This window comes from Rhizobium sp. SVR5-9E, from assembly GCF_056755095.1.
Window position 1 is genome coordinate 1 of the sequence record NZ_JBNDHS010000147.1, and the last position, 10,170, is coordinate 10,170.

9 protein-coding genes are annotated in these 10,170 nt (G+C 59.2%); 1 reads left to right on the forward strand and 8 read right to left on the reverse strand.

Going from position 1 to position 10,170, the window contains the following annotated elements; all coding sequences use genetic code 11:
* Positions 1 to 210: 210 nt before the first annotated feature.
* The 4 genes from repC to ACPYOJ_RS32610 all read right to left on the reverse strand — a co-directional run bounded on the left by repC (position 211) and on the right by ACPYOJ_RS32610 (position 4,466).
* Positions 211 to 1,422, reverse strand: a complete 1,212-nt coding sequence (gene repC / locus ACPYOJ_RS32595; protein WP_481419939.1) for a plasmid replication protein RepC — start codon at positions 1,420 to 1,422, stop codon at positions 211 to 213.
* A 163-nt stretch (positions 1,423 to 1,585) separates the two neighbouring features.
* Positions 1,586 to 2,554 (reverse strand): plasmid partitioning protein RepB, encoded by a 969-nt coding sequence (gene repB / locus ACPYOJ_RS32600; protein ID WP_481419940.1) that lies wholly within the window; start codon positions 2,552 to 2,554, stop codon positions 1,586 to 1,588.
* 74 nt (positions 2,555 to 2,628) lie between these two features.
* Positions 2,629 to 3,816 (reverse strand): plasmid partitioning protein RepA, encoded by a 1,188-nt coding sequence (gene repA, locus ACPYOJ_RS32605; protein ID WP_481419941.1) that lies wholly within the window; start codon positions 3,814 to 3,816, stop codon positions 2,629 to 2,631.
* Positions 3,817 to 4,127: 311 nt separating this feature from the next.
* Positions 4,128 to 4,466 carry a MarR family transcriptional regulator gene (locus ACPYOJ_RS32610; protein ID WP_481419942.1) on the reverse strand — a complete coding sequence of 113 codons (339 nt, stop codon included), beginning with the start codon at positions 4,464 to 4,466 and terminating at the stop codon, positions 4,128 to 4,130.
* Positions 4,467 to 4,630: 164 nt separating this feature from the next.
* Between ACPYOJ_RS32610 and ACPYOJ_RS32615 the strand changes: the two genes are divergently transcribed.
* Entirely contained in the window at positions 4,631 to 5,533 is a 903-nt protein-coding gene (locus ACPYOJ_RS32615) for a nucleotidyltransferase and HEPN domain-containing protein (RefSeq protein WP_481419943.1), read from the forward strand.
* Positions 5,534 to 5,779: 246 nt separating this feature from the next.
* Here the strand turns inward: ACPYOJ_RS32615 and malQ are convergent, their stop codons facing one another.
* From malQ to ACPYOJ_RS32635, 4 genes are all read right to left on the reverse strand, one after another.
* Complete coding sequence (gene malQ, locus ACPYOJ_RS32620) at positions 5,780 to 7,681, reverse strand: 4-alpha-glucanotransferase (protein WP_481419944.1); 1,902 nt, start codon at positions 7,679 to 7,681, stop codon at positions 5,780 to 5,782.
* A gap of 381 nt (positions 7,682 to 8,062) precedes the next feature.
* A complete protein-coding gene (locus tag ACPYOJ_RS32625) occupies positions 8,063 to 9,205 on the reverse strand; it encodes a site-specific integrase (RefSeq protein ID WP_481419945.1) in 1,143 nt (380 codons plus the stop codon).
* A complete protein-coding gene (locus ACPYOJ_RS32630) occupies positions 9,202 to 9,606 on the reverse strand; it encodes a type II toxin-antitoxin system VapC family toxin (RefSeq protein WP_481419946.1) in 405 nt (134 codons plus the stop codon). Before ACPYOJ_RS32630 ends, ACPYOJ_RS32625 begins: the two co-directional genes overlap by 4 nt.
* Complete coding sequence (locus tag ACPYOJ_RS32635; RefSeq protein WP_481419947.1) at positions 9,603 to 9,860, reverse strand: type II toxin-antitoxin system VapB family antitoxin; 258 nt, start codon at positions 9,858 to 9,860, stop codon at positions 9,603 to 9,605. Before ACPYOJ_RS32635 ends, ACPYOJ_RS32630 begins: the two co-directional genes overlap by 4 nt.
* Positions 9,861 to 10,170 lie beyond the last annotated feature (310 nt).

Consider the following 10,170-nt stretch of genomic DNA (forward strand, 5'->3'; position numbering starts at 1 on the left):
GGGGCCGCGTCGGCTTGGCTGCGCCACCACCGTTGCCCAATGAAACGGCACTGCCACCAAATCTGCCCCGCGTACCCTCAGCGAACCCTTCGGTCCGCGCATCGCCGAGGTGTTAACACCATGTCAACCTTAACGAAAATTTGCAAACGGAACCAAACATCCGGTTTTGTTCGCTCAGGCAGATTGCCCTTCGGACGAATGAAATCATGGCTAGGCTCGCCGGGATGTCGAGGGCTGGCCACGCACAAGGGCCATCAGCATCGGACCAAGTGAAAATTCACCACGTTCGGCGCGTCGTGTCAAATCCCTGAGATAGCCGCCGGCCGACTGGATATGCCCTGCCCTTTCGAGGATGCAAGCCATGACGGCCGCGGAATTTTCAGGCCCGAGGATTTCGCAAGCATCCTGGTACGCCGACGGACTGACGCCGAGCATCGATCGAACGACGACCGCCGCCGACATCAGGTCGCGCCAACTGCCCACCGCGCCGCCTGGTCCGTAAGCGGCAATCTCCGGGCAGGCGTTCAGGACGAGCGATAAGGGAAACGCCTTGATCGGCTCCGGCATTGGCTTGGGCTCCACCCTCGGCTTCGCCTCCTGCTTCTTCTCGGAAGCTGGTTCAGGTTCATAGATGGATTCGGTATGTGAATTCTGTAGGTGGCAGCCGTTCTGGTCATCATTGCCGACTTTTTTTTGAACATTCAGTTGATTTTCCAGGACGATAAGGACTTCGTCGCGAAGCATGGCCATTTCCTCGGCGACATCTTCCAGCGTTGCGCGGTCCGGGTTACGCGGTAGCCTTGCAATAAGCGCCAGGAACTGCACCTCGATCGCAGCCCAATTGCCCGGAACCCCCTCCTCAATTGCGGCGCCGATCAGCTTGCGGACGTCGCGGCGGGCAATCGACAGCCTCTCGCGCGTCAGCCTGAAAGCCTTTCGTTCAGCCATCACTTGCTGCGCCATCAGTGCGAGTTCCCCCTGGCGGGCAAGTAAAGGCGACAGGTCGAAGCCAAAGGCTTCCTCGACCTTGCCGGCGTCGCTGCGACGGGCATAACGCTTGCCGTTCGGGCTGTCGTTGCGGATCACGAGCCCGGATTCGACGAGGCTTGCGAGATGCCGCCTGAGCGTCGTGCCGGTAATCCCGTTTGCCCTCAGCGAGAGTTGAGCATTGGACGGAAAGACGACGAGCGATTCATCGCCAGAGAGCTCCTGGCCGGGATGAAAGGAGAGCAGGGCGCTCAGGATAGCGAGCGCTCTGTCGGTCACGCCAAGGCGTTCGCGCGCCTCGCAGGCGTCGCGGTAGACGCGCCACTTGTCAACCGCGCCTTCCGTCTTTGCCTTTCGGGTTTCAAGCTGCCCTTTCACCAGGGCAAGCGTCATCGCCCGCCGCCCGAAGGGCGTCGATACACTTCCGCTCTGCATGTTCCTTCACCTTTCAAGAGGCAAAAGAAATCCGCTCGCCGAAACTAGCGCAAATATTCTTGACACTGATTCCCGGAAGTGCGATTCTCGAAGTTGTCCAGACTACGAGGAAAGCTTCCGTTGCGGTTTCGTGCGGGGGCTTTTTTCTTTTGCGCGTTAGCTCCTATTTATCACCTGCTTGCCGTCTGAACTCTTCGTAGAGACGATCGATATTATCCGACAGGTAGCGGCCGAATTTCCCGGCATTCTTCGCCTTCAGCGCCACTGTAAACGTCTTGCCCGACGGCTTGAATTCAGCCGACAGGGCCTTGTCGCTTGCCTCCCAGGAAGAGGCCGCGGCCTTGGCGCGCTTCGGCACCGCCTTCAGTTCCCTGACCAGCGCATCGAAGCGCAGATCCGATCCTATCGCCTGAAAAGCCGCCTCGCCAATCAGCGCCACTGCCCTGGCCGTATTCGACGGCTTTTCAATCAGCTGCGCGAAATCGATCCAGCGGTCGCGTCCGACCGATTTCGCCGGTCCGATCGCTGCAATCACCTCGGCAGGAACGCGCGAGGTCACCGAAAGCATGCGCGTCAGCATTGGTGCGTCGATCGACAGCGCCGTCTGCACGACAGCGCGCTCGTAGCCGAGCCCCGTCAGCCGATCGGCAAAGGAGGCGCGCTCTATAAAGGAAAGGTTCTCGCGGGCGGAGTTCTCCTGTCCCTGGGCGATCACGTGACCAATATCATCAACGGGCTTGACGACGGCCTTGACGGGACGGCCGAGAAGCTTTGCAGCACGCACACGGCGATGGCCGAAGACAAGCTGGTAGCGGCCTTCTGCGGTGGGATGAGGGCGCACCAGCACCGGCGTATCCTGTCCGCGCTCGCGAATGGCCGCGAGCAGCTCTTCGAAGGCCTGGTCGTCGGCCTCCATGCGATCGGAAACGAAAGAGGCGTCGACGATATCAGGATCAAGCTCGACGACGGCCTCGTCATGCAGCTGATCGGCGAGTGCTGCCTTCTCGGCGAGCTCGTTCAGCGAACTGATCATCGAGCGGGAGGCGCCGCGGCTGGCATAACCTGTGGCAACTGGGCGGCCCGACTTGACATCGGCCTGTGTGATCCCGAGCAAAACGTCACGGCGCGCCATGGAAGCCCCCCCCGATTCGGCCTAAACTGATGAAATTTCTCAGAAAAACCCTCGTTTGTACGGCTGACAAAAACCTATCCATTCTGTCGCCCCCAAGCTCTGTGCAACAAGGCGATGATTTCGCTGTTGACGCTGTCCATGGATTCCCGCGCCCGGTCGTAAGTGGTGGCGGTGAACTGCGAGCGTTCCACCTCGTAGAGCGACTGCTTGGTCAGCCCGGCATCCGAGATCGCCGTCGACTTGACCATCTGATGTTTGAGCATTTGCTCGGCGAACATGCTCTGCATGAAGCCGACCATCGACTGCTGGGGAATGTCGCCCGGCTCGTAGCGGGTGATCAGATAGCGGAACCAGTCGAGCGTGACGTTGACACCGGCGCCTTCGACGCTCTTCAGGATCCCCCCCAGCATCAGCAGGAACTGCGACATTGACATGATGTCGAGCATCTGCGGGTGGACCGTGATGAGCACGGAAGTGGAGGCGGTGAGCGCGGTTAGCGTCAGGTAGCCGAGCTGAGGAGGGCAGTCGACCACGACGACGTCATACTGGTCGTCAACCTCGGTAAGCGCCTGGCCGATGCGGGTATAGAAGAGCTTGCCGGCATTGCTGTCGCGCCGCTGCATAGCAATCGGTGTGTCGTATTCGTATTCCTGCAGCTCGAGATTGGCCGGCACGATGTCGAGGTTGGGAAAATTCGTGCGCTGGATGATCTCGCTGACCGGCCGGCGTTCGTCGTCGTATCGCAGCGCCTCATAGAAAGAGGGATTGGAATCGAGTTCCGGCTGGATGCCGAAGAGGGCCGACATCGAGGCCTGCGGGTCGAGGTCGACCGCAAGCACGCGGTAGCCGCGCAGCGACAGATATTGTGCAAGATGGACTGCGGTGGTGGTCTTGCCGGAGCCGCCCTTGAAATTGACGACGGAGATAACCTGGAGCTTTTCGCCCGGCTGGCGACGTGGCGAGCGGTCGATGACCTCGCGCAGCTCCCCGATCTGCTCAGCACTGTAATAGCGACGTCCGGTCGGCGTTGTTGTCGGCTGCGGTCCCTTGCCTTGCAGATGCAGCTTCTTCAGGTAGCTCGGCGAGACATTGAGGAATTCGGCAACCTCTGCAAGCGAGAAGACACGCAGGGTCTTCATCGCATTGGGCGGAAACTTCTCCATGCGCAGCATGTCGAGCTTCGTGGAGATCTCGTTGCCCTGATCGAGGATCGTGTCAGAGAAGCGGGGCGCCGGCGCGATGGCTTTTGGTGTCGCGTTCATCCAATAAAATACCTTGGTGTCGATTTTTATCGAAAATCATCGAATTATCGGCACTATCGGCCGATTCTCGAATTTGAACAAGAAATTTACAGTTAACGGCCCGGCGAGGGCCGCTTATCTACACGTTTCGGCAATATTGCCGCTGGATTTGATGCTTCGGAAGCGTCTTACCGGAGAGCGAAGTCAGCGCGAAAAGCTTCGATGCTGGCGAATCGGTTTAACGCCGCGTCATCCCTCCAAGGTTTGACTGACTTGAATAAGGCAGTTAAAGATCGTTTTCAAGCACCAATGTCGAAAAAGAGCGACACCGCTCAAGAAGGGGAGGGGAGCAGCACCGGAGAAATCTCGAAGACCCTGGCCTTGCCGCGGCCCATCGCATTTGTCCCGACGCGCTCGACGAGCAGCCCTTTGCGCACGAGCGGGTCGAGCACTTCGTTGACGCCAGTCCGCGTCAATCCGGTTTCTGTCACGATCGCGGAGACTGTGAGCTCGCGGCCCAGTTCAAGCATGTATTGGAGGACATTCATCATGCCGATCTGCTTCAGGCGCGCCTGCGCCGTCTCATCGGGCAACCTGTCGTCAAGGATCATCCGCGAGGCGAGGGCGGAAAAGGCAAGGCTGTCGAGAGTGATCGAACCGCGAGGCGCCATGAGTGACTTTCGATAAAAGAGTTTAGACGCGGAAAGCATAGCGCCGGTCCATCCAACTGCAAACCGGCGTCCCTACAAACACAGCGCCAACACCCTTAGAAATTACGGTGGCGCCATGGCGAGAGCATCGCTAGATAGATGATTCAGCGGGAGTTTTGCCCTTGATGAAATCGAGCCTCGAACATCTGCCGGAAAAGAAGCAGCGCGAACTCGCGCGCGTCGTCGAAATCATTCACGAGGAGTTCGAGGATGCCTTGAGGGGAGGGGAGGCGGAGTTCAAGAAGAAGGGCCGCATCTGGAAAATCATTCTCTTCGGCTCCTATGCGCGCGGCACCTGGGTCGACGAACCGCACACGACGAAGGGCTACCGATCCGACTACGACATCCTGATCATCGTCAGCACGAAGAAGCTCACCGAACCCGAATACTGGTATGGCGCCAAGGATCGCCTGATGCGCGATCGCGGCATCAAAACCCCGGTTGGTGTCATCGTTCACACTCGCCGGGACGTTGGCGACCACCTTCACAAAGGCCAACACTTCTTCTCCGACATACGTCGCGACGGGATCGTTCTTTACGAGCTAAACGATGATCCTTTGCCAATGCCCAAACCGATGTCGCCGGAAGAAGAGTATCTAATCGCAAAGGAACAATTTGAGGAGCGCTTTCCGTCAGCGCAATCGTTCATCGACACCTACCGGTTCCTTTTACAGAAGGCCCAGCTTAGCCACGCTGCGTTCGAACTTCACCAAGCGATCGAGCAAACTTACTCAACATTGCTTCTCACTTTGACGAACTATGCGCCAGCGTCTCACAATATCAGTTTCCTTCGTGCACTTTCCGAAGACAGAGACCTTCGTATAGCGCTCGCCTGGCCGCGTGAGAGGCAGCGCTTTACAGCCTGGTTCAATCTGATCAACGAAGCCTACGTGAAGGCGCGTTATTCCCGGCACTATAAAATTAGCAAAGAAGCCTTGATATGGCTTGGAGAGCGCACCGAGGAACTTCATCAGCTTGTGGCAATGGTATGCAGAGAGCACTTGGCGCACCTAAAATCACAGCTTTGATAGAGCTTAACTCACAAGGAGCGCCTGATATGTCTACTTGCGACTAGCGCTAAAAACTGGTGAGAACCGTATCGGTGGTTTTTCTCTCTGGTCGAAGATCAGTGCTCATCCTTCAGCAAATCCCAAGCGGTCATCCCTTCGTTGTGAGCTGCCGCCATTTACCGCCCGCGTCTGCGGCCATCGCGGCAGCCTTGAGGTTTGTTCCAGCACCGCTGGAACCACTTTTTCCTCTACGATGCCTATGAACTAGGTCGACCCGCGGATCACGAATGCATCGAGCTTCGGGCGTTCACGCCGCTGCGCTTCGGCAACATCGTTGAAGAGGGTTGTGCCGCCCAGATCCTCCAGCACGACATCCGACTTCAGGCGCCAGTTCTGGTGCTCATCCTGTGTTCCGGGAATGTTCGTCGCACGTCGCTCGCCCACCATATCTGCAAGCCGTACAGTTACCAGCATACTGTTCGTCCGGGCCAGAAGGCGATGGATCGCCACTATGATTTGAGCGCTTACCATGTCCTCGACCCCAGAGAGTATCGATCGGGCGTCAAGCACTCCCGCATCTACTGCCGCCCGAATGAGAGATGTCTTTCGGGCAAGTCTTTCTGCCCTTAGGGCCTGCGCCTCAACCGGAGCACACCAGCCGAAAGTTTCCGCGAACGCAATGTCGTCGGCACTCCACCATCCGATCAGGGGTGGAAGATCATGCGTGGATAGGCAGGCAAGGGAAAGCTCTTGTGTCCCTGACCGGTCGACGTCCTCAGGCGCGACATCTTCGAAGTATAGGACTCGATAGCCGAACACTCCCGCGGACCGCATTGCCGGCCTGAAGCCAACGGGCACGTTGCCGAGATCTTCGCCGATCACCAACATCTCGTAAGAACGAGAGACTTTTGCCAGATCCGACATCAACTCCGTAAACGGGTACCGAAGGTATCCACCAGCCGACGGCGGATCGCCCTGCGGGATCAAGAACAGTTGCCAGAGGCTCATTGCATGGTCCAACCTAAGCGCTCCGGCGAAGCGCGCCGTCTGACCAAGGAGAGCTTCGTAGTGCAACGCGCTGCGATCAAGCAACGGTTGGGGAGATAATGGAACAAGACCCCAATCTTGTCCTCTAACACTAAATGCATCCGGAGGAGCGCCTATGTGCAATCCCGGCAAGACCATCCGGGGTAACGACCACGTTGAAGAGCCGTCGGGAACTTCGCCAACCGCGAAATCGAGATACAATCCGACGCGCATTCCGATCGTCTTGGCTTGGGCTGCAACCTCCTTTAGCTGTATAGTCGTCAGCCATTGGAGCCACATCTGAAACTCGACGCCATCGCTGTGATTGACAGCAAATTGCCGAACTTGGACGCCTTGGTAGTCTTGAAGCTCCTGGGGCCAGTCGGTCCAGCCGCTTCCATGTCCCGATCGGGTCATTTCCAAAGAGAGGGTCTCGAAAAGGCAATGCCCGTAAAGCGCATCGCCACCCTCGGATTTGAATTTCTCGAAGGCCTCCGCGGGCAGATCACCACGTTGCGCCTCATCATTTTGCCATAGATGCCAAAGCTCTTTCAGAGCGGCGATCTTGATTTCAGCCACTCCGGAGTAATCAATGAAATCGCAAGATCGCAGGGCCGCGAGCCTCGCATCGTCGACCAGAGAGCCTCGATCGATTGGTATCGTGTCGACGGCGAGAAACAATGGATTTAGAAAGCGCCGATTGGAGGGGGAATAAGGGCTGCTGCGTTCGGGTGCGGCGAGGAAGAGCGCATGGACAGGGCTAAGCCCAACGAAGTCGGCTCCGGCCTCAGCAGCGATCGCGCAAAGAGCTTTGACATCCTCGAAGTCGCCAATTCCCCAGTTGCGCAACGAGCGCAGTTCGTAGATCTGGCAAGATATGCCCCACATTCCCCGTGGTGGCGGGGATGGCGGAATGTGGCAATGTGTGCCGTCAGGTACGAGCAGTTGCGGCCGAGGCCAATCTTCTACTGCCTTCTGGTCGAGCGGATTGAGCGCACTAAGCTCTCGCACGATGAGAGATCTGGTACCTTCTGGAACCTCTTGAACGATCCCTTGCAGATCCTCATAGGTTTCCGGGATGATCGACTTCTCCGCCAGCTGCGATAGTAAAAGCTGGCCGATTTCGTATGATGCACTCATTACCGTGTCTAGCCTCCCACCACGTCAGACGCCCGGCCAGCGCGATGTACCTGATGCAAAGGTAGTGGGCGTCAACTATCCAGGCTCGCCCGGTCTCCGGGCATGGAAAGCAATCGACGCCTTGTTCCCGAATTCACCTTCTCCCACTCTCTCGAATGAGCGACTGTCGAACCTTGGTTAAAAACGAAAGTTCCCGGCCAAGCAGATTGATTGGACCGGCTCGTGCGTCGCGCGAGGTCGGGTTGCGATGGTCGGAGGCAACAAGCACCATGTCGACAGGAAATGTCGATCGACAGGAAAAAGGACGTGGCAGCCGGAAAGAAAGAAGCAGAAAGGGTGTCAGACACGACATGGAGGAGAAACATGAACGCCGAGGGATTATTAGAGCAATCGAGCTGCTCGTCCGCTCCGCCGCATGGCGTTGCTGTAGTAGCTCGACGCCTGTTGAACCGACCTATGGCGCGACTGCTCCATGGCCTCGGGCAGGGGAATGCCGCGGTTCGCCGCCTCCGTAAGATAGCCCGACCGCAGCCCGTGCGCTGAAAACTCTCTCGGCTCCAGGCCTGCGAGCTTGGCCCGTTGCTTGACGATGTCGTTGACCGCCTTCGGATCCAGCGGGCGGTGGGCAACATTGCCCCAGCGGTCGATCGCTCGGAACATGGGTCCCCTCTCGATCCTGGCGACCTCGAGCCAGGCATTCAGCGCCTCGACTGGCCGGCCGGTGAGATAGACGACCTCGTCCTGATCGGCACCGGAGGTTTTCGTGCGGCCGAGATGAATGGCGAGCGAGGGCAGGGGAGGGCCGTCCTTGACCCCTATCGCGGGCTCGACCACGAGCTGCTCCTTGCGCATTCCGGCGATCTCGCTGCGGCGGCGACCGCCGGACGCGAAGGCGACCATCAGGATCGCCCGGTCGCGGATATCGCGCAGGCTTCCCGTGCTGCAGGTCGCCAGCAGTCTAGCCAGCACATCCGATGTCACCGCTTTCGCGCTTTTGCGGCGACGCGGCCGCGACGTGGCGCGCACCGCCAGGCGGATCGCCGATTTCAGGGCAGGGGAAGCGGAGAACCCTGTCAGGCCGCGCCATTTGGTGAGCGTCGACCAGCTGGCCAGCCGTCGGCGCACCGTGTCGGGGGCATGCGGTCCCGCCGATCGCAGGAACCCTTGGGCGCGAAGGCTGTGCTCGATGCTGGCCGGCATCCCATGGTCGGGATCGGTGCTACGCTTTTCCGGATCCCACAAATGCTGGGCGACGAACTTCAACAGCAGCGCTTCCGGCGCCGGCCAGGGCAGGGGGCTGCCGGTGGCGGCCAGCGACCAGGCCTGCAGATAGGCAAGATCGGAGGTCAGAGCCCTCAGCGTGTTTGCACCCATCCCCGCATTGACCAGATGGCGGAGGGTCTCGACATCCTCGTCGGTCAGCAGTTCGGCAAGCTCATCGCGGCGCTCGATCGGCAGCACCGCGGCGATCGTGTCGAGGTCCTGGGCGCGACGATCAGCGCCGATGTCCTTGGCTCTGGTCATGCCGTCGACGATGCCGGATGACGTTTCAGGTCCGTCTGCCCGAAATCACGCCCCTTGAACAGCAGCGGCGCCTTAGCAATCGCAGCGACGGCATAGGACAGGCAGTCGCCCATGTTCAATGCCGCCGGATGGCGCCCCTTGCCGAACCGCTCAAACGCCTGCTCGGCGGCGTGATAGTGCCGTTCGCCGAAGGTCACTGCGCTGACATTCGACAGCGCGACGAGCTGCGCAATGATGGCAGCGGCATTCGGAAATCCCCTGCCGGTCAGCACCATCCGGGCCTCGAGGAGCGTCGGCCAGCCGATGGCGACCGGTTCGCGAACGACGATCGCCTTGAATGTTTCAGCCTCCGGCTCTGCCAGAGACATTGCCAGAATGACCGAGGTATCGAGCGCGATCATATCGGCAGGCCGTTCTCGTCATAAAAATCGTCGTGCGCCGATGTCGCGCCGGCCGGAACCGCGCGGCGACCTTCGGCCATGAGGTCCCAAAGCACCTCCTCCGGCCTGCGCGCCGTCGACTGCCGCAATTCCAGGTCAAAATGCTCCAACGCCTGCTCGACCAGCTTGTTGATCGGCTGGCCGGTGCGTTTGGCAAGCGCGTGCGCCAGATCCCGGGCCTTGGCGCTGCGCACGGAGAGTTGCGGTTCGGACATCGTGTTCCTCGTCGAATTGAATGTGTAAAATAGCGATTGCGGCGCCAGATGGCAAGGTTTTGCTTCCTGCCATCTTACTTCCGATAACCTATACTTATCGATGGTCAGCAGGCCGCTCCAAATCCGCAGCGATGACGGAAGCAAGGTGGCATATCGCTTCCGGTTAACGGCGGGTTGACCATGCTTTCAATGCGTTACGATCTTACGAACTGCCCCTCCAGAGCCTGCTGCGGGGGTACGCGGGGCAGATTTGGTGGCAGTGCCGTTTCATTGGGCAACGGTGGTGGCGCAGCCAAGCCGACGCGGCCCC

Bases quoted from the DNA above. Each gene is read 5' to 3' on its own strand.
- ACPYOJ_RS32625 (WP_481419945.1), bottom strand. From the start codon at position 9,205: ATGACCAGAGCCAAGGACATCGGCGCTGATCGTCGCGCCCAGGACCTC.
- ACPYOJ_RS32630 (WP_481419946.1), bottom strand. From the start codon at position 9,606: ATGATCGCGCTCGATACCTCGGTCATTCTGGCAATGTCTCTGGCAGAG.
- repB (WP_481419940.1), bottom strand. From the start codon at position 2,554: ATGGCGCGCCGTGACGTTTTGCTCGGGATCACACAGGCCGATGTCAAG.
- repA (WP_481419941.1), bottom strand. From the start codon at position 3,816: ATGAACGCGACACCAAAAGCCATCGCGCCGGCGCCCCGCTTCTCTGAC.
- ACPYOJ_RS32635 (WP_481419947.1), bottom strand. From the start codon at position 9,860: ATGTCCGAACCGCAACTCTCCGTGCGCAGCGCCAAGGCCCGGGATCTG.
- ACPYOJ_RS32615 (WP_481419943.1), top strand. From the start codon at position 4,631: ATGAAATCGAGCCTCGAACATCTGCCGGAAAAGAAGCAGCGCGAACTC.
- malQ (WP_481419944.1), bottom strand. From the start codon at position 7,681: ATGAGTGCATCATACGAAATCGGCCAGCTTTTACTATCGCAGCTGGCG.
- ACPYOJ_RS32610 (WP_481419942.1), bottom strand. From the start codon at position 4,466: ATGGCGCCTCGCGGTTCGATCACTCTCGACAGCCTTGCCTTTTCCGCC.
- repC (WP_481419939.1), bottom strand. From the start codon at position 1,422: ATGCAGAGCGGAAGTGTATCGACGCCCTTCGGGCGGCGGGCGATGACG.